Consider the following 22868-nt stretch of genomic DNA (forward strand, 5'->3'; position numbering starts at 1 on the left):
CCTACTCCTTTGTCAAGTAAATTTCTTTATAGTCCTTTGGATTATCCTTTTTAAGCGTTTCCAGTTCAAAAACGCTAGACGCGCTAGAGTTATACGCTCTTAAAAATTTTTTACTGGTGCTGTTTAGCTTTTCTAAATTGATTTCTAAAAATACACTAGATTGAGTGAGAAGGTTTTTCACTAATACTTGCCTAGCGTTTAACGGCGTTTTGTTTAAAAAGGATTTTTCAATAGGACTTAATAAAATGCCATAGCTCTCTAATTTCTCAAAATTGTTTGTAGGATAGAGTATGACTTGAGCGGCGTTTTCAATAATGGACTTTGCTCCCTCTATGCCATCAAGTTGGTTAATGTCTTGAAAGGCTAAAGTTAAAACCCCATTGAGTTTTCTAGCTTGAGCGAGTGTGTCTTTGATTTTAGCTAACATGATGGGATTTTCAATAACAGATTTTGCTTCATCAATGAAGATATAAAAAGGCTTGTTTTCTAATTTAGCTCTATTCATGACTTTGTAGAATAGGTATAGCACTGCCAAGTTGAAATCTTTTTTACTACTAGAAAGAGCATCCATATCAATAACAGAAAGCTTTTTAGCAAAGTCTAAACAATCAGTAGAATGCTTGTATAAATCTTTTGAGCTCTCTTTTTCTAAAATGTCTTTGCTATCTAAATAGTCTCTTTCTAGCGTGTCTTTAAAATCTCTTAACTTAAAAATAGCACCCCCTTGTTTTGTGATATTGTTATAGCAAACTCTGATTGTTTTGGATAAAGCGCTTAAAGTCTTTTTTTCTTTTTCATCTTTAGTATCTTCATCAATATTGAGCATGAATGCCAACCAACTCACTAAAAAGGTGCAGTTAGCGCTTGTATCTTTTAAAGAAAACGGATTAATGTAAAAATCATTGCTATCGTTGTATTGACCATCTAAAAACTCAGTCATCACACGCATGCCATTATTTCTGTCTAAAGCCAAAATACTTAAATCTTCATACTTAAAACAATTGGTGATTAAAAATTCAATTAAAGTGGTTTTACCAGCCCCTGTGCCACCAAAGATGATGGTATGCCCTGATACCATATCATTTTTTCTTTTTGCCTCATAAGCATGGAAATTGAATAAATAAGGCGATTTGTCTTGGTTTCTAAAAATAGTTAAATGGCGATCACCACATGAATTTCTAGAAAAACCACAATTTTGTTTTTCCAATATGATTAAAGAAGCAATATTTTGACTAGACAACAAACGCTTTCTAAAATTCAAGTGATTACGATTGGGGAAAAAGCTAAAAAACATAGGCAACATGCCAATACTCTCTTGTGCGCTTACAATACCTTTTTGTTTAAGCAAGTTGGTAATTTCTATACAAGCACTATCTAAATCGGTTTTAGTTTTGGCATGAACTAAAATGTTTAAAGAAAGCTCCTGCATCAAAACCCTGTCTGTTTTAATCATGTCATTCAATTCATCAATTTCAACTCTAATGCTCTTATTCGCTCTTTTTCTTTTAGTCTCAATCCTTTTTTCAGCCTTTGCTTTAGGAATATTGTCAATGTTTAAAATCACATCAAATTCTAAAGATAAATGCAATACTGAAGAAAGAGCAGTGCTGACAATTTTGTCTATATCATAAGTTTTAATGCTGATGAAACGCTTGAAAATCTCTTTACTATTATGAATGTGAGTGAAAAAATCTTTTTTAAAATGCACATCAGAATTGATCATGCCATCATGCAAACGACCTCTAGCAAAAGTGTATTCACTAGGAACGCCATTGATATGTTCCGCATAAAAATTAAGCAAACTATTGGCATCTATTTTTTCTACAAACAAGCCAGAAAGCATGTTTTTAACATTATTGATAATTCTGTCTAATATTTTAGATTTATCTAATAGATTAAAATTATCAAAGCCTATGAAATAGTTTTCTTGATATTTAACTTCATCTTGTTTATTATTTTCTTGAATATTTTCTAATTCATTGGTAGTGATTTTTTTCTTAAATCGTTCCAAATAACCTTTAATGCTATCATTCTTAGTTTCAAAAATTAAATAATAGAAATTTTGATAAATATCCTCAACCCCTTGCTCCCATAAATTGATAACCTCTAATGCAAAAGGATTGCTTATCTCCTCTTGAGTGTATTCATGGTGCATGAAAATCTTACGCCTTTTAGCTACGATTTTAAAATGCACTCCATCTACAATCTCATTAAGAGTCAAAATGCGTTCATTAAATTTTTGCGCTATTTCTTTGTCGTCTAAAGATAAATAAGAAATTCCCTCTAACTTAAGAGCGCCTACAAGGTTTGATTTTTCACTTAAAAGATAATACTCATTGTAAATGCCCACGATGTTAGTTTCTTCTTTCATGCTATAACGCTTAGGAACTAGCGAGCATAAAGAATTAAAAATTCTCTCAAGCATAATAATTTCTAGCTCCTGTCCTTAATGTGAAAAGCGCATGCAAAATGGCTGTTATATCTTCATCAAAAAATTCTAAAATGTAGAATACAAACACACAACTAGCCATTAAACCCATAGCATAAAGTGGTTGGAATGAAAGTAACCATGCCGACATTAAGAAACTAACAATCCAACTATCCAAGTTTAATCCCAAAAAAGTTTCTCTTTTGCTGATTTCTCTAATGTTGATACTTTCAACACAAACAATATGCAATGCCATCTAAAATAACCATTGACTTAAAGTTTTAGCATTAGAAATATCAGCGGTTATAATGATAATCCCAACGCATTTCCAACCAATTTCTCCAAGCCTGTCCCAATTTTTATAGGCGTAAATGCAAGTCCCAACAATGATTAGACTACCGATAGCTTTGATAAAGTCATTGCTTATGAAATCCAATATTTGAGTGAATTTTTGTTTGTAATCTGGCGCCGCCAATAAAAAACTAGGCATTAACATTGCCAAACTCATCATTCTACGAATTTGCTTAAACATTCTTATTCCTTTATGTTTTATTTTCATCTTTCATGTCCTTTGTTTTGAGATTGATTGTTGGTGTAATAGACAGAATTAGCTACATATTTAGATCCAAAGCCATGATCTTGTTGGTAACCATAAAACACTCCTTGTAGTAGTTTAGGTTTTGGCATTAGATCTTGTAGTTTTTGTAATTGGTTAGCCAAGATGCTTTTTTGTGATGGCGTGGTAGTAGGGTTTTGCATTTTTTCTTTGGCATCAAACAAAAAATCTTGTAAAATCCTATTGCTAATTTGCTTCAATCCTAATGCTTTAGCGATTTTCAAATCATCGTTCGCATCTTTGCTGATAGGCGTATAAATGTTTGGAATTTCTTTAGTGTGAGCGTAAAAAATTTTTTCCAAAATAGCGTTGAATTTTCGCCCCTGTTCATCATTATCCATTGCTAAAATAACATTAAGACTTAAATTAGGAATTTTTGGTTCTTTTAGGCGTAAGGCTAGAGCAGGCTTAAAACGGGTCTAGGGATAAGATTATTTTTATCTCTTATGGGCGAGAAAATGGGATCATTAGGGACTTTTTTAGGGTCATTATCGTGTTTAGCTAACTCTTTAGCACGCCATTTTTCATATCTTTTTTGAAAATTTATGTAATTTTCATAGTTCTCTAATTGCTTGTTGTAGCGATCAATTTCTTTGTGGTATTCATTGTATTCCTTACACTTATAAGTGTTGATGGTATTAAGAAATTTATCTACAAATTTTTGCATTCTTTCTTCTGTGAAATTACCAATAGTAGAAATAATAGCTGTTTGATTGGGATCAAACCCTTGCATTTCTAACACGCTTAAGCCATCAAAAACGCTTTCAGCTACAATGATATTTTGAATATTTTTAGTATTTTGTGGGAATAAAACTTCAAAACCCTTGATAGAACCTGCTTGCATTAAGTGTTTAGTGGGATTAGTAGCGCCTTGCATAGTGAAAGGTTTGGACAATCGCTTGTTATACCCACCCTGTATTAAGTTTCCATTATCATTGATCAAATAGCAAGGCACGCATAAATTTGCATGTTCATCTTCTTTAAGTAAATGATTGTAAGGTTTTAATAAAGATTTATCTAAAGAGCGGCTATCCAATAAAGTGTGAAACAAATCTGAGCTTTCTATATCGTAGGTAGGGAGTTTTTCAAATTGTTTCACCACTTTTTGACTCTCTGCTTCCTGTTCTTTAGTAATGATTGTATAAGGCTTGGAATTGTTATATTTGTGGTTTGGCTTATCGCTAATTTCTAAATCATCTCTGTTTTTGATCAAATCATTAAAATCTAGCCCACGATTTTTACAGAAGGCGATAATCGTGCCTTTATCTTCATCATTATGAGCGTTAAAATAATGATAACTCCCATCAGGTTTTCTTGAAACAATAAGTGTGCCTTTAATGGTATCGTATTCATTATAAAGAGCCGGGTTATTTTTGCTTGATTTCTCTACTTTGTGTTTATAACCATTAGAGAGTAAAATCTCATCTAATGGTAAGAATTGTAAATTAGCGATATAAGCCATAGTTTTTCACCCAAATCTACTTTTTTTAATCTTTTTGGCTAGTCTCATTTCATAATGTTTGGTTCTCGCATCATGCAAAACACGATCTATTGCTTGAGTGAGAAATTTCATGACTTCAATCGCAGTCTCTACTTCGTTGATTTCAAATAACAATCCCATAGCGATTTCAATTTCCCTATGCACTAATTTAGGTAGATCTTTCACCAAAAGATTTTTGTATTTTTTGTTTGTAGGGTCAAAGCCTTTAGGGATCACATATTTTTGTGAAATTTCTAAATCTTTTTTGAGTGGGAATTGCATTTTTTGTCCTTTGTTTTCTTTATGATGCTAGAATTTTCTTATCTATAGATAGTTCTTCTAATGCTCTATAGATATTCTTTTTTACAATTGCTTGTTGGTAAGAGCACTTGATGTTCGGATTTTTTTGCCAACAAGTTGCTCATAAGTCAATCTATAAGAAAGACAAGAATTATTAACCGACACAAACTCCAAAAAAATATTGTTAAAGTTTTGCATTTGAAAATGCTTAGGGATTTTTAAAAAGAATGCACCGTGCTTGTTTAATAACTTGAATACTCTATCTTTTAATTTCTTGAATAGTTTTTTCAAATACCCACAAATTCCTAAAAAGAAGCTATTAGGTAAATTGCTCTCCTCATTCAAACCCGAATGTTCGTAGCTTTCTATTTTAGTGAAATCATGCATAGACAAAAAAATATAACCTTTTTTGTTCTTAAAAGCAGTTAGAAATCCTATTCTCTCTAAAATTTGGAGATTATGTCTTAAGGTTCTATCGCACCATTGCAAGCGAGTTAAAGCATAATGGCGGTTTAATGCGATTTTGGAACTTCTAGAATCTATAACGATTTCACATAAAAGCTCCATGAGTTTCTTACAGCCTGTGCCACCAAAGAAAGTTGTATTGCTAGGAAAGTTTAATATCTTTTTAAAGAGTTTACATTCAACATAACCAGATTTGTCAAATCTGAAAAGAATGTAATTATTCAGTTAGCTCTAAGCTTCTTAATTTTCTAATGCTAACTTTTTAAAAACTATTTCTGCATTCTACCATAAATTTTTAAAAATTTGTTTTTTATAAATCGGAAAATTTTTTCTTTACAATTTAATTATTAATAAGGGAGAGAGATTTATATATAATTACAATTATTACATTATGTATATCTTTTTATTCTTTTTTATAAATAAGCTCCTTGTTTTTGATTTTTTATAAATTACATTCTTTTTGATTTCTATTGAAAAATTTAATATTAAGAGGACTTTTATGAAAAAATCAAATGACAATAACGCACTCGCTAGAAGTCAAAGGGAGTTGTTTGTAGGGATTAGGGATTTTATTGTTTTTAAATTTAAGCGTATGGTTGTTTTTAACGGAGTAAGGGATTTTACAAAAATGAGATTTTTGTCCATAGAATTAGAAAAATGCGAAAATGTTAAAGATTTGGAAAAATTATGTCATACAATTTATAATCAAGGCACAAAGCATATTTTGATGATGCGTGTATTGTTTTTATTCTTTGACTATTTTTGCAAGCATTTGAAAGTTAAGCGGTTGAGACTAATCAATGAAGAAATGCTTGTGAATTTTTTATTTGAGTTAGCTAAACAAAGAAAGATTAATTCAATGGCAAAATATGTAATGTATATTAGGCAATTTTTTGATTACTTGGATAAGACTAAACATTATGAATTTTATTTTAGTCTTAAAAATATAGCCTTTGCTAAACACAAGGATAATTTGCCTAAACATCTAAATTCAAAAGATTTGAAATCTTTTATATATACTCTTATAAACTATAGAACTAGAAGCAGTTATGAAAGGAGAAATAAGTGTATTTTGCTCTTAATTATTTTGGGTGGTTTGAGAAAATCTGAGGTTTTTAATTTAGAATTGAGAAATATTGTTTTAGAAAAAGAGCATTATATCTTGCTTATAAAAGGCAAAAACAATAAAGAGCGAAAAAGCGTTCATTAAACGAGAAATGCTAGAAAAATCTTTAGATGAGTGGTTGGGTGATAGCAAACGATTGAGTAGTTTTAATGGGCGTTTTGTATTTAAGAAGTCTTTGTCTAACTATACTCAAAAGCATTGTTCAATCAGTAATTTTGTGTTAAAAATTTTTATGTTGAGTGGTATTGAAAATTTTAAACAATATGGCACAGGATTGCACCTATTTAGACATAGTTTTGCCACTTTAGTCTATGCTAAGAGTAGGGATATTGTTTTGACTTCAAGAGCATTAGGACACCAATCCCTAAGCTCCACAAAAATCTACATTCACACCGCACAAGAATATAATAAACAAGTAGCAAGCATTTTTGATAATTTGTTGAGTGGGTGAAAGATGGTTAATTCCTCATTCAAAAATCCTTTAAAAGATTGTTTTTTGATGTTTTTTTGCAGTTTATCTCGTTGCTTTAGAACCAACATTAACAAAACCAACCGAAGTTCTTATGTTTTCAGGCTGAGAGGCTCTGTTTTTAATGTTATTTACAGCATTGCCTATTGCACCTTCTGTTTTCACAAGAAAATTGCCAGTTCCTACAGAAGCGCCTTTAACGCCACCGCTTACTGCACTACCTACATTACTAGCAAAGCTTAAAAAACTTTGCGACCCAGCTTTTAAGAAGTTAGCTAAATCAACCGAGCCACCTTGTGTTCCAAAAATGGTATTGATAATATTTGGAATATTGCTAATTAAAGCTGAAGTAATCGCTGAAATGATAATAATGCCGATAGTTTCTATGATATTTTGAGTAGGGTTAAATAATTCTAACCCAATAGAATTTAACATGGCAAATAAAAATACAAGAGGTGCATAAAAGGTCAGAGAAAAAACTTTTTTAATGTAAGAAAAGAAAAATCCTTGAGTTTGTTTAAAAAATAAACAAGGCGTCATAAAAATAAAGCATAGTAAATAAAAAGTTTTTTCTATAAAAATAATACAAATAAGATAAATTGTTTTAAATATAAGTAAGATTTGAAAAAACACAATAGCCACAAAAGATAGAGACTGCATAATGAAAACAAATGGTTTGCTAAAACCTGCGTTATTTTCTCTAAAGCTTTCATAAAAAGCAAAAAGTTGCTTGGTTTGATTTTTTATGATTCCTTGTATATTACCATTAAAACTTATAAAACTTTGATTTGTTTTATTTTGGGATTGATTTGATTGTTGTTGAGCTTTTTTGTAAAAAGTTTTTGTTGTTTCTTCAATGGCGTTATTAAGAATGACTGCAGGCGTTTCTACAAAAAACTCTACATATGAATGGAATTTTTTAGGACTATTCAAAGCAAAGTGCATTAAGGATAGAAGTGCAAGAAAAAAAGCAAATTGCGTGAAAGTTTTTATTTCAAAAAATTCATTATTTTTGTATTTTTTTACAGAATATGCAAAAATAAGTATTGTTCCTATAGAAACCATAGCAGGTGCGATTGCTTTTGCAATATTGTTGTATTTGCCTTTAAATTCATTGGTGAAATTTTGAAATACGCCTATAATACTACTATAAAGCCCATCAGTAGCCACATCGAGATTATCAGCTGGTATGAAATAAGAAATAATACCAATAGCAAGAGAAATACCACCCCAAAACAAATAAGACATTATTCATCCCATCCTTGTGTAATATTGTTTTTCATTTGTTCAGACTTTTCTGTTGCTATATTCCCACCTTGTGTCATCATAAAAGATTTTTCAATATCAGGCAATTGTGAAGTGGGTAGTCCAAATTTATTTAAATTTGCTTTAAAAACTTGACTTGTCTTTTTATTTATTTCTAAAAACTCTTTTTTAACGCTTTCAGGAGGGTTTAAAATTGATGGCGTAATGATATTTTGTTCTTTATAATAAGTGTCCGAATAGGCACTTGCCATAAGAGACAGGGTTTGATTCATAAAGTTTAGGTTATTAGCAATATTGAGTAAAATTTGCGTGTTTAACATTTCAAATTTTTGTTTAAAGTCTGCATAGACTTTTGCTTTAATTTCTTGATTTGTTGCTCCTTTAAGCCTTTCTATATATACGAGCCATTATCTTTCTCAAAAGTGTTTATCAATCGTTCAATTTCAAGCGTATTACTAAAACAATAATCCTTACCATCAATATTTTGTTTAGAGCAATACCCTTCTTCTGCATAAATAGGATTTTTAACGGAAAGATCTTGTGTAAAACTTGCGCCCCTGTTCTGTAAAGATGAAAAAAGTTTAAAGGTTCTAGCTTGAGCTTCTTTGAATCTTTTTAAATCAATTTGTTTTGATTGAGATAAAAAATCTCCATAGCACTGAAAATTTTTTGATATTAGACAAGTTTGTACTTGAGCTAGGTATTGTTGCTTTTTTATCTCTAAAAGTTCTCGCTCTTTTGTCTTGCAAATAAAGTCTGCTAAAACCCTACCACTTAAACTTGTTGTTATATCTTGAGTGGTTGTAATTTGCGTATTTCCAAGTGCATTAGCTAAATTTTCTAAAGCTTGTCTAGTGGCACTCTTTTCTTTTCCCTTATCGGAGAAAAAAATCTCTTTTGTTTTTGGGTTAATTTTATTCATATCTAATTCAGGGCATTTGTTAGCAATATTTCGTAATAAAAATTTTTCGGCTAGATTGTAGTTTTTAGCGCTTTCTTGTAGAGCGAGAGCGTTTGATTTTACATTCTTGGCAATTTGAGTTGCATTTTCTACTAAACCCATAGGGTTAGGGATATTTAAGATAGAACCATTCATAAACTGATTGGTTTTCAGTAAAATATCATTCACTTTATTTAGTTGGTTAATGGTTGATTGAGCTTTTTCTATCATATCTTGGTATCTTTTGATTTGGTCAGCCCAGTGATTGACCTGTTGAACAAAGCGAGACTTGTCTATAGCGTCTTTTGCTTGTTGCCAGACATTCTGCGTAGGGTTATCCACAATCATAGCCACAGCGTTTAGGTGGTTTAAAGCAATCGCCAACAACAGAATAAGGGATTTTTTTAAAAAAGTCTTTAACGCTTTCATGCCTTATCCTTAAAAAGGCCTATAAATCAGTCTTTGAGTGCAAGAAATTTGATTATCATGCCAATTATACCAATTCTTACCAATTTTTGTTTTTTCACTCCAAATGCTATATTGAGCGCAAAAGCCTTCACTTTGATTGAGGTAGTAATTAGTCCAATCAATATAGCCTTGCGATTGTTTAAGATCGTTATCCTTGTAATAGCCTTGATGGATTTCTACATACTTCAAATAATCATTACTCAATTCCAATCCGTTTTTCAAAATGTTTTGAGTCCTGTTGATGGTGGTTTGAGTGGTGATAAGATTATTAGGTTGTGGGTTCTTCATTATCCTGAGCTGGGCGTAAATAAGGTTGAGTGGTTTGAGTGGTAGTGGTTTTGTAAGTGGTGCTCCAATCGGTGATACTAGGATTAGTATGGAAATATTGCGGTTGGCAACGATTGACTCCATAAGGTTTTTGGCATTGTTCCTTCTCACCATAATTTTTTCTTTCTATCTTAAAATAATGGCTTGTGGTCGTATCGCTTAAGACTTTAGAGCTGGACACACCCATCACATAAGGACTAACAACCGCACCACTTTTAATCCCTGCTTCAAAATTACAAGGCGTAACTTCTACCCATTCTCCATTAAGCTTGTTATAGCTTTTTAACATTGTAGGTCTTTTGGCTTCTAATTTAGCGTCATTGTATTCCCATTGACCGCATGCAAATTCTTGATATTGTGAGCTTAATTGGGTAGCAATCCCACGATTTAAAATCTGTTGTTTGTTAGGGTTGCTGGGATCATTGTAATACTGATCTATTATGGGCGTTAAGGTTTGTGTTTTATCATTTTTTTCATACCTAACAATCCTATCTTGCACTCTTGCATAATCGCTGCAAGGCACAGCAACATGGATTAGATTATCCATCCCACGAAACACGATTTCAGTTTGAAAGGTCTGAGTTTTCCCCATACCATAACCTTTATCGCTCGTGGTTTGTAAGGCGCATTTGCTGTCATCTTTGTAAAGTTGCATGGCGTATTGAGCGCCTTGTAAATCCACACAACCACCGATATTTTGTGTCTTGTTTTCCCTATCTACATAGTAGTATTGCGTTTGCTTGATAGCCTTACCGGCTTCAAAATCGTATCTATAAGCGCATTTAGTGTCATCTCTTAAAGCGTTCATAGAAATACAAGAGCCATCTTTAGCGATAACATCTAGTTTCATCGTGTTGTTGGGGCTTAATTCAGGCACTTTACAATACTGGCTGGAGTAATTGTTTTCTTGCGAGTTAGGATTAGTGGTGCTATTAGAACTACTGCCATTAGTTGGGCTAGTGGTGTTAGTAGGATTATTGGAATTGTTTGTGTCTCCATTACCAAAAGGAATAGGGAAAAGCCCCCCATTCCCTAACCCCCCACCACTTGAACTACCATTATTAAAATTGTCATACCCTCCTGTGTTGTTGTTAGTAGAGCCATGATTAGTGAAATTGTTCTCATAACCCCCTACAGAGCCACCGCTTGAAGAGCTAGAGCCATTCACTCCATCCACACCTAACACGCCATCTGTATCAATACCACTGCCCACTGCATTATGATTTGAATTATTTCCATTTGCACCATTACTCCCACTGCTCCCATTTATCCCATCGTTGCCATTTATCCCATAGCCATTACTCCCATTTGCGCCATCTTTACCATTGATAGCGTTATCATTGGGGCTGTTAGGGTTGTTGCTAAAAGGCATGTTAGCATACATGGGGTCATTGGTAGCGTTCGTTTGAGCGATGTTTTCTAGCTTTTGGTATTCTTCTTTACTAATACCTAAAATTTTAGCCACTTCTTCAGCATTCTCGCCTTTTAAAACAAGGAGAGTGGATTTTTTAATCTTGGCGTTAGGAGGTATCTTTAAACTGGTTTTAGCAGGGCTAGTCAAAGGAAACGATTGATTGTCTCTTAAAAGACTGGTGATTTCTATATCTATGCTGTTAGTTGCATTGTTTCTAAAATAAAACCCATGAGCTTCTACTTTAAACACCCTCTTGCCTAACACCACCCTGCTTTCTATCGCTCCATTAGGCAAATTAGCGTCAATTTCTTTAGTGGTGATAACACTCAAAGCATAAGCTGGACTAAGCAAACCTAATAAAAACGCTCCCAGAATAAAGCAGGAAAATAAAAAATGGTTATATGAATAAGTTTTCATTTGTTTTTTGCTCCTTTATTAAAGCTTTTGTTGGGGTTTATTTTCAAAAACTCATCTCCATAGGTATAGACACGCCATCATTTGCTAAGCTTTGATTATTTTTTAATTCTTTAGACTTTGTTAATGCGTTTTGTATGTTTTGCTTTGATTTATTTTCAAAAGCTTGTAGTTTAGGACTTAATGGCTTTTTCTCAGTGTTATTTTTTACAGATTTTTTACCATTAAAATCAACAGAATGATTACCCTGATTAAAATCAATAGGTTCATCATCTAAAAAAGACAAATCATTGTTATTTTTTACATTATTATTGTCAATAATGTTATTTTGTTTAATATTATTGTCTTTAATTAGATTATCATTAGTAGTATTTTTAACCATCTCATTAACATTAGCATTATTTTGAGTTAAATTATTTTGATTTTCGCTATTAAACTTCCAAACACCCAAAACTCTTTTATCCACTTCGTTATTGGCAATAGCGTTTTGTAAGATTTTATGTTGCTCTTCATTGAGTGGGGGAATATGATTTTCTTTTTGATTGTTAAAAATGCCATAAGGAGTTTGATTAGCTTTTGAATTTTGAATATTGTAAGTTAGGGCAAGTTTTATGGGGTCATTTTCTTTTAAATTTTTATTATTGATTAGAGCTGTCATTAAAACTTCATTTAAAAATTCTTTGTGCTTTGTCTTCATAGCGCTTGGTTTTTTATTAACCAGCATGGCTAAAACTTGCAATTCTTTGGCACTCATATTGTGTTTAGCGTATTCTAAAAGCTCTTTTTTGAATAATTTATCAGAGTATTTTTTTTGTTTTTCACTAGGTAAATCTTGTTGTGTAGCCTTAAAATTTTCTCTTCTGTTATGTAAAAAATTTTTTAAATTTGTTATAGGTATCAAATGAGAGTTTTTAGAATTTTCCCTAATATTTTCCTTTGTTTCTGTGTTTAATTGTTCTTTATTTTGATGATTTTTATCGTCTTGTTTGTTGATAAACTCTTTTATCTCCAAGTTAAGCTCATTATTTTGTAAATCATCTAAATCTTGTTCAAAAGACTTCTGAATGGTTTGTTCTTCATCGTCTTTGTCTTTATTATCACTTAAATGTTCTAAATCTTTTAAGTCATTTTGTAAAGCACTTTGTAATTCAAAATCAATATTATCTTGTTCTAAAAGTTGCTGTTGCGTTTTGTCTGTCGTGATTGTTTGTTGTAACTCTTCAAGCTCTTTAGAATAGATAGATTGTAAAGTTTCAAATTCTGCATAATTAGACGCACGGCTTAAATCATTAGAAAACCTAGTTAAAAAAGTTGTCCATTCTGCATTGCCTCCAAATTTATTATAAATTTCTTTCATATCTTTTTTTAGCTCTTTAAAAAAATCACTCCAAGCTTTTGCTTTTTGTTGCTCATTGATGGAAAATAAACTATCAAATAACATTTAAAACTCCATTGTAGAGTATTGATCTACTTGCTTTTGTGTTTGGTTTTGTTTTTGATTTTCAAAAAAGATTTGTTGGTATTTTTCGTTTTTAATCGTGCAATAGTCATTGATAGTTTCAAACAATTTATCAATATTGTTTTTATAAGCGCTTTTTTGTTCATCACTAAAATCATTATTTTTATCTATATCGTTTAAAATCCTATCTTTGACATCTTTTAATACAAGATTAGAAGTGGCTCGTTTTTCCATAGGGTAATCTTTATCATGTTCTAGTCTTATCATGGCGTTTGTAGATTTCTCAAAATGAGCGTTATTAAGGGGTTTTAGGTTTTCAACGAAATTATCCATTTGTTGTTCGCTTAAATATTTAGAAAACGCTTCTAAATTATATAACTTTTCAATTTTTGCATAAGGTTCGCATTTTTCTTGTACCCTTTCAAAATAAGTCTCACCCATTGAGTTAGTTTTTTCTTGAGTTTCATACAAGGGGATTTTTTCGCCCTTAGCATTTAGAATGTATTCGCCTTGATTGTTTTTTGCATAAATAATCTCGTTGTTTTCATTTCTTAGAATTTTATCTTTTGAGTGTTTAATGAACATAACTTCCACGCAAGGCTCATTGTTTTTAATTTCTCTTAAAGCGTTTCTAAGTTCATTAGCTTTTTGTGGTTCTTCATTGGCAAGTTTCCCTATCTCTAGTTTAATTGCAGCATCACTAAGCCCTATCCATGTGCTTGAATTATAGTTATGTATAGCCTTTTCTAAGTCAAGGTTAAGATCATTTACATTGTTATAAGGAGCGCCTGAGTAAGTGCAAAAATTACGGCTATTTTGAGCTATGCTTTGTTTGTAATCATCTTTACTAATACCCATCTTTTCTAATTTAGCACCACTTTTATAAGGTGCTTCCACTTTATTGCTTGGGTTTGCTATAAACAAGAGATTGTCTGCAACTTTTTTTGTGTAATAAATCTTAGCTCTTTCAAGCTCATTTAGTCCCTTGTTTTGTGATACTTGCTCTGTATTTTGGTTCATATAAAATCTCTAAAAATAAAAATTTTTTAAATATAACCATATTTTTAAAAACTAAACAATACGGGTTTTTAAAAGATTTTTATTCTAAAAATCCGTATGTTTTAGTTACTAAACTTATGCCTTAATTATAAAAACCTACTCTAAAGGACTACACATGCAAAAAAAGAAAGCTAAAAACCCACAACCGAATTTATTTAGCATCTTAGATAATGGCGATATTGCAACAAACAATCCTATTGAAGAGTCAGACAAAGTCAATGAAATACAAGAGCCACTCCCTTATGTCGTGAAAACACAAATCAATAAAGCAAGCATGATTTCTAGAGATCCTATTGAATGGGCAAAGTATTTAAGCTTTGAAAAACGAGTGTATAAGGATAATAGTAAAGAAGATGTCGCTTTCTTTGCCAATGGTGAGATAAAAGAAAGTTCTCGTGTTTATGAAGCAAATAAGGAAGGTTTTGAAAGGCGCATCACTAAAAGATACGATCTGATTGATACCATAAGAAATAGAGAATTTTTTTCAAAAGAAATTGAAATTCTAACCCACACAAACAGCTTAGAAGAATTGAAAGAACAAGGTTTAGAAATCCAATTGACCCACCATAATGAAACGCATAAAAAAACCTTAGAAAATGGCAATGAAATCGCTAAAGAATACGACTATATTAAAGATATTTACCAAGAAGTAGAAAGAACACAAGATGGTAAATTGGTAAGAGAAATAATCCCCAGTATTTCTAGCGCTGAGTGTTTTAAGCTCTATAACAAACTGCCTTTTGAATCAATAAACAATGAAAATACCAAATTGAACACTAACGCCAATGAAGAAGTTAAAAAACTAGAATTTGAATTAGCTAAAGAAGCGCATGCTTTAATCCTAGAGCAACGATTGCTTTCAGCAACAAATTATTATCCTTGGATAGACAAAGATGATAATGCGAATTTTACTTGGAAAATGCATAGGCTTATCAATGAAAATAAACTCAAAGAAAACCATCTCAGTGCAGATAACGCTAATAAGATTAAGCAATTTTTCTTTAATAATGGTTTTATTTTAGGCTGGACTAAAGAAGAACAAAGCGCTATACAAGAAAACAGAGATTATTCTTTAAGAAGCGCTCTTTTGAGTTTAGAAGAAATCGCTCAAGCAAAAATTGAATTGCAAAAATACTATGAAAGCGTTTATGTTAATGGCGATGGAAGTAGAAGAGAAATCAAGCCTTTTAAAGAAATTTTAAGAGACACCAACAATTTTGAAAAGGCTTATAAGGAGCGTTATGACAAATTGGTAAGCTTGAATGAAGCAATCATTCAAGCTAAAGAGGGTGGTAATGAGCAGCAAAATTCTAGTGCAAATGACAATAACCCTATTAAAAATACAATAGAGGCTAATACTTCTAACAATATTATTCAAAATAATAATAATAATAATCTAAATTTAAGCGTTGTTGATTTAGAATTAGAGCAACAAAATTTAGGAGAACCAAATGGAAAAGAGAGAACAAATCGCGCAGATGAGCCGAGCAGAGCTAGAGCAGGAATTCCGCAAGAGATTCACCGCAGAAGCGAACCTAGAGGACAGCAAGAGGGAGTGGAGCGATCGAGTGATGAAAAACTTTCACACCAAAACTCTAGTTTATTTACTGAGCCTAGAGAGCAGGGAGGAACAAGAGGAGTTTATAGATCTAGCGACCAACAGGCAGTTTCAGAAAAATCCCATAGAGAGCGAGATAGAATACATGAACATGTATCTAGAAGAGATGGAATATCAGCAAGAGCAAATACAAGAGCAAATAGCAATGGAGCGTCAAGTCCAGCAAGCCGAATGGAAAATGGAACAAGAAGCGAAGAAAAGGGGGATAATCCCAATGATGAGAGAGGAATACCACAGACACCGCAATCCCCATCTCATCAACAAAATAGCTCCAGAGATTTGGGGCTTTCTCTCTCTAGAGAACAGCCAGGACAGACTGGACGCTTACGCCTTTTTGATCATGGACAGATGGGCTCATTATTTCCCACAGACCATGAAAACCAAAGATCACAGAACAATAGGGAGCTTAATAAAAGCAGTGATAGAGCAAACGAAAATGGAGACAAAAGCCCTAGACAGAATGGAAGCGCAAATCAAGAGGGCGCAAGGAGTGAGCGATATGGAATTGCTCAAGGAAGCTCAAATCAATCAGTATTACCACTTGCTCAAAGCCGATTACATCATGCAGGATTCAGCGCACCAAATGGACTTGGAAACCTTGAACAAAACAGGGATCAAAAGAGAGGACTTTTATCAAATTTAGACCATTTAGAAAGCCTGCTTAACGCTATTAGAAACAACACCATAGCGAGTGAGCCCGACTTTAGATCCAGGCTCTTAGAAGCTATTTACCACAACGAGCCTTTAAAGGATAGCCTTGTGGGGGCACAACTCCTTAAAGACCCTACGACTAAAGTCTTTTATGACAAATTCCAATTAAAAATCAGCCCTAAAAAAGTCTTAGAGATTTTAGAAAATCGCCTTAAAAAATCCATTGAAACAGCGAATGAAACGCTAAACGCATTCAATGATCTGGATAGTCAAGCCATTGGTTTAAACGCTATCTCTAATAGCGTAGGATTAAATCCCACACAAGAGAGCAAAATAACAGACAATAGCGTAGAGTTGAATAACGCTCAAGAACAAACCGCGCAAGAGCAAGACACGCAAGAAAACGCACCAACCACGCTAAAACAAGAAACACCAACCACCCCAGCCATCGCCCTTAACCCTAAAATAGATTTTAAACCGAGCGAAGAAGTTTTAATTAAGGGAGCTAAAACTCGCTATAAGGCTAACATTGAAGCCATTAGGCTTTTAAAAGAATTGCAAGCCAAACAAGAGATCTTAAAAGACCATTATTACGCCACTTTAAAAGAGCAAGAAATCCTAGCGCAATTTAGCGGATGGGGTGGGTTAGAAAGCTACTTTAAAAAGGCTCAACACCCTGAGGAATTTAAAGAATTAAACGCCTTACTCACTAAAGATGAATTCAGAAGAGCTTATTTGAGCGCAAGAGACGCTTACTACACCCCTAAATTAGTTATTGATAGCATTTATCAGGCTTTAGATCAATTAGGGTTTAATAACGACAATTATCAAAAAGAAATCTTTGAACCCAGTTTAGGCACAGGCAAATTCATCGCTCATGCGCCAAGCGATAAGAATTACCGCTTTATGGGAACAGAATTAGATCCTATTAGCGCTAGTATTTCTCAATTCCTTTACCCTAATCAAGTCATCCAAAACACCGCTTTAGAAAAGCACCAATTCTATCAAGAATACGATGCGTTTGTGGGCAACCCTCCTTATGGCAATCATAAAATCTATAGCTTTTATGACAAAGAATTGAGTAACGAGAGCGTTCATAATTACTTTTTAGGGAAAGCTATTAAAGAATTGAAAGATGATGGTATAGGAGCTTTTGTGGTGAGTTCTTGGTTTATGGATGCTAAAAACCCTAAAATGAGAGAACGCATCGCGCAAAACGCCACTTTTTTAGGAGCGATAAGATTGCCTAATAGCGTGTTTAAAGCAACAGGCGCAGAAGTGACTAGCGACATTGTGTTTTTTAAAAAAGGCGTTGAAAAAGCAACCAATCAAAGCTTCACTAAAGCTATGCCTTATTATGACAAGATCATTGATGGCTTGGATGATGACACCCTTTCTGCCTTACAAAACAACCGCTTTGATAGTTTTATTCCTAGCGATCAACTTAAGATTGTCAATGCGATTGCAAGCCATTTTGGTTTCAAACAAGAAAAATTGCAACGCTGGTATGAAAAAATAGACACCGCTAACTTTGGCTACAACGAACAAGACTATAAGATCATTAAAGACTTCATGGATAAAGTTGGAAAGAACAATATCAATCTCAACGAATAAACCCTAAATGAATACTTCATCCACCACCCTGAAAACATTCTAGGGCATTTGAGTTTGGAAAAAACCCGCTATAGCTTTGAAATCAATGGCGAACAAATTTATAAATACGAGTTGCAAGCCTTAGAAGATAAAAGCTTAGATTTATCCCAAGCGCTTAAACAAGCGATAGAAAAATTGCCTAAAGATGTCTATCAATACCATAAGACTACCCTTAAAACAGACGCTCTCATCATTGATATAAATAACGAACGCTATGAAGAAGTTCAAAAGCTTATCAAAAATTTAGAAAGGGGGGAATTAGTCAAGTGGGATAATCTTTATTGCCAACTAGAACAAAATAATGAAATGGGCATCTTTTTAAAGCCTACTAAAATCAACTCTAAAGTCCAAGATTCACGACTAAAAGCCTATTTTAAAATTAAAGACGCTTTGAATGATTTAACGAGCGCGGAATTAAACCCCTTAAGTTCTGATTTAGAGCTAGAAAACAAGAGGGCTAAACTCAATCTTGTTTATGATGAATTTGTCAAGAAATTTGGCTATCTCAATAAAAACAAAAACCGCAAGGACATCAAACAAGATTTGTATGGCGCTAAAGTCTTAGGATTAGAAAAAGACTTTGAAAAAGAAATCACTCCTAGAAGCGCTAAAATGCAAAACATAGAGCCAAGGCAAGCTCAAGCCAAAAAAGCTCAAATCTTTTTTGAAAGGACTTTAAACCCTAAAAAAGAATTTATTATCACTAACGCTAAAGAGGCATTAATTGCAAGCATCAATCAAAAAGGGGGTTTGGATTTGCATTTCATTAGAGATCATTTCACAACCCAAAGTTTAGAAACCACGATTAAAGAACTTTTAGAGCAAAAACTGATTTATAAAGACCACAAGGATAATGGCGACTATGTTTTAGCGAACGATTATTTGAGCGGTAATGTGAAAAGAAAACTCAAAGAAGTGAAAGAAGCCATCAATCAAGGCGTGGAGGGCTTAGAGATTAATTTGAAAGATTTAGAGCTGATTATCCCTAAAGATTTGAAAGCCACTGAAATCATGGCTAATATCAACAGCCCTTGGATACCCACCCAGTATTTAGAAGAGTTTTTAATAGAATTGAGCGCTAACCATTATGAAAAGCAATACGGCGATAAAATGACAGATTACCAACTAGGCAATCTCAAAGAAGACATCAAAGTAGAACACCTAAGCGGTGCTTATGAAGTTTTTATTAGAAACAATGAATTGAACGAGCTTTATGGCATCAGGCATAAAGACAGAGCGCATTCTTATAAAGCGCCTTTTGAAAGTCTTTTAAACAAAGTCTTAAACAACAAGGATTTGAGCGTTAAATACGCCCAAGTTGATCCTAATGACCCTAAAAAAGAAATCTTTATCACCGATGAAGAGCAAAGCAATCTCGCCAGACAAAAAGCAGAAGAATTGAAAGAAGCTTTTAAGGACTGGATTTATAAGGATTATGCAAGAAGAACCCATTTGGAGCAGATCTATAATGACACTTTCAATAATTCTGTTTTAAAAACCTATGATGGCTCGCAATTAGAACTAGAGGGCTTTAACCAGTATATCAGCTTGCGACCCCACCAAAAGAACGCTATTTTTAGAACCATCCAAGACAGGGCGGTGTGTTTAGACCATCAAGTTGGAGCAGGCAAGACTTTGTGCGCTATAGCCAGTTGCATGGAACAAAAACGCATGGGATTAGTGAATAAAACGCTCATTGCCGTGCCTAACCATTTAACCAAGCAATGGGGCGATGAATTTTATAAGGCTTACCCTAACGCTAATGTGTTGGTTGTTGATAGCAAGGACATCACTGAAAAAGAAAGAGAACTTTTATTCAATCAAATCGCTAACAACAATTATGACGCTGTGATTATCACGCACACCCATTTGGAATTATTGTCTAACCCTAGAGGAATCATAGAAGAATTGAAAGAAGAAGAGCTAGTGAATGCCGAAAAAAACTTTGAAAGGCAAGAACTGGCTTATAAAAATAACCCTAGAGAAACTAAAAAACCCAATGAAAGAGCCTTTAAAAACAAGTTGGATAAAATCCGCGCTAAATACGATGCGATTTTAGAAAAACAAGGCTCTCATATTGATATTAGTCAAATGGGGATTGAAAATTTGATTGTAGATGAAGCCCACTTATTCAAAAATCTAGCCTTTGAAACTTCTATGGAAAAAATTGCAGGGCTTGGTAACCAACAAGGCTCTAATCGCGCTAGAGATTTGTTTATTAAAACGCGCTACTTGCATCAAAACAATAAGAAAATCATGTTTTTAACCGGCACGCCTATAGCTAATTCCTTGAGTGAAATGTATCACTTGCAACGCTACCTGACCCCTGATGTGTTGAAAGAAAGAGGGTTAGAATTCTTTGATGATTGGGCTAAGACTTATGGGGAAGTGGTGAATGATTTTGAATTAGACACTTCCGCTCAAAGTTATAAAATGGTTAATCGCTTTTCTAAATTTAGCGATGTGCAAGGCTTAAGCACCATGTATAGAGCTTTTGCGGATATTGTCTCCAACGATGATATTTTAAAGCATAACCCCCACTTTGTGCCTAAAGTGTATGGGGATAAACCTATCAATGTGGTGGTGAAAAGAAGCGAAGAAGTGGCTCAATTTATTGGCGTGGCTTTAGAAAATGGCAAATATAATGAAGGCTCTATCATTGATAGGATGCAAAAATGCGAGGGCAAGAAAAGCAAAAAAGGGCAAGACAATATCCTTTCTTGCACCACAGACGCTAGAAAAGTGGCTTTGGATTACCGCTTGATTGACCCTAACGCTAAAGTAGAAAAAGAATTTTCTAAAAGCTATGCTATGGCAGAAAATATCTATGAGAATTATTTAGAAACTAATGCCACTAAAGGCACACAACTTGGTTTCATAGGGCTATCCACACCCAAAAACCATAGCCAAAAAGTGAGTTTAGAAGCGCCAGATAACGCTCATGAGATAGAAAATAAAAATCCCCTAGATGAAGCTCAAGAACTTTTAGAGAGCTTGTCTAGTTATGATGAAAAGGGCAATCTTATCGCTCCTAGCAAGAAAGAATTAGAGAACGAACTCAAAGAGAAAAAGGCTAAAAGCGTCAATTTAGATGAAGAGTTAGCTAAAGGCTGTTTGTTTGATGTTTATAGCGATGTTTTAAGGCATTTAGTCCAAATGGGTATCCCACAAAATGAAATCGCTTTCATCCATGACGCTAAAACCGAAGAACAAAAGCAGGATTTGTTTAAAAAAATCAATCGTGGCGAAGTCAGGGTATTATTGGGCAGCCCTGCTAAAATGGGTGTAGGCACTAATGTGCAAGAGAGATTAGTCGCTATGCATGAATTAGATTGCCCATGGAGGCCTGATGAATTGTTGCAAATGGAAGGGCGTGGGATAAGACAAGGCAATATTTTGCACCAAAACGATCCTGAAAATTTTAGAATGAAAATCTATCGCTACGCCACTGAAAAAACTTATGATAGCCGTATGTGGCAAATCATAGAGACTAAATCTAAAGGCATAGAGCAATTTAGAAACGCGCACAAATTAGGCTTGAATGAATTAGAAGACTTTAATATGGGGAGTTCTAATGCAAGTGAGATGAAAGCAGAAGCGACAGGCAATCCCTTGATTATTGAAGAAGTCAAATTGAGGGCTGAAATCAAAAACGAAGAAGCAAAATACAAAGCTTTCAATAAAGAAAATTATTTCAATGAAGAGAATTTGAAAAACAACTCTTCTCAATGGGATTATCTCAAACAGGAATTGAAAGATTTAGAAACGCTTCAAAGCTCTGTAATGATCCACACTCATACAGAGATCAGGCTCTATGATTTGAAAAATGAAGAGAGTAAGGATTATGAGCTTATCAAAGTTAAAGAAGTAGAGCCTTTAAAAGAAAACGCCTCTATGAGTGAAGAATTAACGCACAAAAAACTCAAAGAACAAAACAAGCAAATAGCCGAACAAAATAAAGAAAAGCTAGACGCTATTAAAAAGCAATTTGCAAGCAATTTGAACGACTTGTTTTTCAATGAGGAAAGAGATTGTAAGCTTTTAGAATACAAGGGCTTTGTGGTGAATGCTTATAAACTAAGTATCAAGTGGAGTTTAGTTTAAGCCCTAAAGACAATCCAAACATTGCCTATAGCCCTAGCAATATGGTTTATAAAAACGATACTGCCAACATGTTTAGCTCTTATAATTTCTGCGGTGAGATCAAATTTGATGGGTTTTTAAAGAGACTGGATAACGCTATCACTAAACTCCCTGAAAAAATCAAGGAATTAGAAAACTCCATTGAAACCACTCAAGAAAATATCGCTAAATACACAAGATTAGTGGATCAAAAACCTTCTTACCCACGACTAGAATACCTGCAAGCTTTAAAATGGGATCATAAAACTCTAATAGATGATTTAGCTAAAATGGACAAAGACAGAGATTATAAGCCTGTGTTCAACCCTAAATCTAAAGAAGTTTTAGAGAAAATGAACGCTGAAAAAAGAGCGAGTTTAGTGGATGAGAGTGTAACAGAAGAGATAAAAGAGCAAGCCAACCAAGAAGCGCATAGGCCAATGAAAAAAGCGGCTAATGATGATTACGACATGGGGATGTGAGTTCCACTAATATTTTCAATAACATGTTTTTAAATAATGTTATTTAATTTGGCGTAATGCCTTTTAATATTCTTTTTCTCTAAACTTTTCCCTTTTTAAAAACACCCTAAA

General features: G+C 33.4%; 7 protein-coding genes and 6 pseudogenes. 2 read left to right on the forward strand and 11 right to left on the reverse strand.

All coding sequences use genetic code 11. The features are described 5' to 3' along the window. Position 1: 1 nt before the first annotated feature. The 6 genes and pseudogenes from KX581_RS05805 to KX581_RS05835 form a co-directional block, all read right to left on the reverse strand. Positions 2 to 2425: a VirB4 family type IV secretion/conjugal transfer ATPase gene (locus KX581_RS05805; protein WP_462437825.1), complete on the reverse strand. Its 2424-nt coding sequence runs from the start codon at positions 2423 to 2425 to the stop codon at positions 2 to 4. After that, on the reverse strand, positions 2418 to 2684 hold the full coding sequence (locus KX581_RS05810) for a hypothetical protein (RefSeq protein ID WP_001173705.1): 267 nt from the start codon (positions 2682 to 2684) through the stop codon (positions 2418 to 2420). Before KX581_RS05810 ends, KX581_RS05805 begins: the two co-directional genes overlap by 8 nt. Next, positions 2685 to 2987, reverse strand: coding sequence for a virB2 type IV secretion protein (locus KX581_RS05815; protein WP_331273831.1), 303 nt, complete (start codon positions 2985 to 2987; stop codon positions 2685 to 2687). Continuing rightward, positions 2984 to 4506, reverse strand: a pseudogene (locus KX581_RS05825) (hypothetical protein). The gene KX581_RS05815 and the pseudogene KX581_RS05825 overlap by 4 nt, the downstream one beginning before the upstream one ends. Positions 4507 to 4512: 6 nt before the next feature. After that, complete coding sequence (locus KX581_RS05830; protein WP_025276172.1) at positions 4513 to 4806, reverse strand: hypothetical protein; 294 nt, start codon at positions 4804 to 4806, stop codon at positions 4513 to 4515. 19 nt (positions 4807 to 4825) lie between these two features. After that, positions 4826 to 5514: pseudogene (locus tag KX581_RS05835) on the reverse strand (hypothetical protein). Between the two features lie 274 nt (positions 5515 to 5788). On the opposite strand from KX581_RS05835, the pseudogene KX581_RS05840 reads away from it, so the two are divergent. Then, positions 5789 to 6866, forward strand: a pseudogene (locus tag KX581_RS05840) (tyrosine-type recombinase/integrase). 63 nt (positions 6867 to 6929) lie between these two features. Here KX581_RS05840 and KX581_RS05845 read toward each other — a convergent pair. From KX581_RS05845 to KX581_RS05865, 5 genes and pseudogenes are all read right to left on the reverse strand, one after another. Next, positions 6930 to 8132, reverse strand: coding sequence for a hypothetical protein (locus tag KX581_RS05845; RefSeq protein ID WP_231175833.1), 1203 nt, complete (start codon positions 8130 to 8132; stop codon positions 6930 to 6932). Further along, a pseudogene (locus KX581_RS05850) lies at positions 8132 to 9519 on the reverse strand (hypothetical protein). The gene KX581_RS05845 and the pseudogene KX581_RS05850 overlap by 1 nt, the downstream one beginning before the upstream one ends. Positions 9520 to 9528: 9 nt before the next feature. Next, positions 9529 to 11716, reverse strand: a pseudogene (locus KX581_RS05855) (competence protein). A 43-nt stretch (positions 11717 to 11759) separates the two neighbouring features. Then, positions 11760 to 13154 (reverse strand): hypothetical protein, encoded by a 1395-nt coding sequence (locus KX581_RS05860; RefSeq protein ID WP_231175834.1) that lies wholly within the window; start codon positions 13152 to 13154, stop codon positions 11760 to 11762. Further along, a complete protein-coding gene (locus KX581_RS05865; RefSeq protein WP_231175835.1) occupies positions 13155 to 14192 on the reverse strand; it encodes a hypothetical protein in 1038 nt (345 codons plus the stop codon). Between the two features lie 154 nt (positions 14193 to 14346). Between KX581_RS05865 and KX581_RS05870 the strand changes: the two are divergent. Beyond that, a pseudogene (locus KX581_RS05870) lies at positions 14347 to 22757 on the forward strand (SNF2-related protein). The last annotated feature ends 111 nt before the right edge of the window (positions 22758 to 22868 follow it).

It is taken from the genome of Helicobacter pylori, assembly GCF_021062735.1.
Taxonomy (GTDB): Bacteria; Campylobacterota; Campylobacteria; order Campylobacterales; family Helicobacteraceae; genus Helicobacter; species Helicobacter pylori_DN.

Excerpts from the sequence above, each read along its gene's own strand:
- KX581_RS05805 (WP_462437825.1), bottom strand. The coding sequence starts at position 2,425 with ATGCTTGAGAGAATTTTTAATTCTTTATGCTCGCTAGTTCCTAAGCGT.
- KX581_RS05810 (WP_001173705.1), bottom strand. The coding sequence starts at position 2,684 with ATGGCATTGCATATTGTTTGTGTTGAAAGTATCAACATTAGAGAAATC.
- KX581_RS05815 (WP_331273831.1), bottom strand. The coding sequence starts at position 2,987 with ATGAAAATAAAACATAAAGGAATAAGAATGTTTAAGCAAATTCGTAGA.
- KX581_RS05830 (WP_025276172.1), bottom strand. The coding sequence starts at position 4,806 with ATGCAATTCCCACTCAAAAAAGATTTAGAAATTTCACAAAAATATGTG.
- KX581_RS05845 (WP_231175833.1), bottom strand. The coding sequence starts at position 8,132 with ATGTCTTATTTGTTTTGGGGTGGTATTTCTCTTGCTATTGGTATTATT.
- KX581_RS05860 (WP_231175834.1), bottom strand. The coding sequence starts at position 13,154 with ATGTTATTTGATAGTTTATTTTCCATCAATGAGCAACAAAAAGCAAAA.
- KX581_RS05865 (WP_231175835.1), bottom strand. The coding sequence starts at position 14,192 with ATGAACCAAAATACAGAGCAAGTATCACAAAACAAGGGACTAAATGAG.